Here is a 626-nt window from a genome sequence, read left to right as displayed (position 1 = left end):
CAGCCCCTATACGTCACCTTTCGGTTTGGCAGGGACCTGTGTTTTTGCTAAACAGTCGCCTGGGCCTCTTCACTGCGACTCTCCTTGCGGAGAGTACCCCTTCTCCCGAAGTTACGGGGTCATTTTGCCGAGTTCCTTAACGAGGGTTTGCTCGCGCGCCTGAGGATTCTCTCCTCGCCTACCTGTGTCGGTTTGCGGTACGGGCACGTTACGTCTCCCTAGAGGCTTTTCTTGACAGTATGGAATCAGTGACTTCGCTACTTATTTTCGCTCCCCATCAGACCTTCGCGTATTGTGTTCCGGATTTGCCTGGAACACCGCTACCGTCCTTAGCCGTGCACGACCAGTCGCACGGTTCACTTATCCTCCTGTGTCCCCCCATCGGTCAAACGATGCAACGTGGTACAGGAATCTCCACCTGTTGTCCATCACCTACGCCTTTCGGCCTCGGCTTAGGTCCCGACTTACCCTGGGTGGACGAGCCTTCCCCAGGAACCCTTAGGCTTTCGGCGGGCAGGATTCTCACCTGCCTTTTCGTGTACTCATACCGGCATTCTCACTTCCTTGCGCTCCACCGAACCTTCCAGTTCGACTTCGCTGCACAAGGAACGCTCCCCTACCCAAGA

The 626-nt window shown here is 56.1% G+C and carries 1 rRNA gene; it reads right to left on the bottom strand.

Annotated elements, in window-relative coordinates:
• Nucleotides 1-626 (bottom strand): 23S ribosomal RNA (locus H1S01_RS20630); the annotation flags it as partial.

The organism is Heliobacterium chlorum (assembly GCF_014502795.1).
In the GTDB taxonomy this organism is placed as follows: domain Bacteria; phylum Bacillota; class Desulfitobacteriia; order Heliobacteriales; family Heliobacteriaceae; genus Heliobacterium; species Heliobacterium chlorum.
This window is presented reverse-complemented; position numbering and strand designations above follow the sequence as displayed.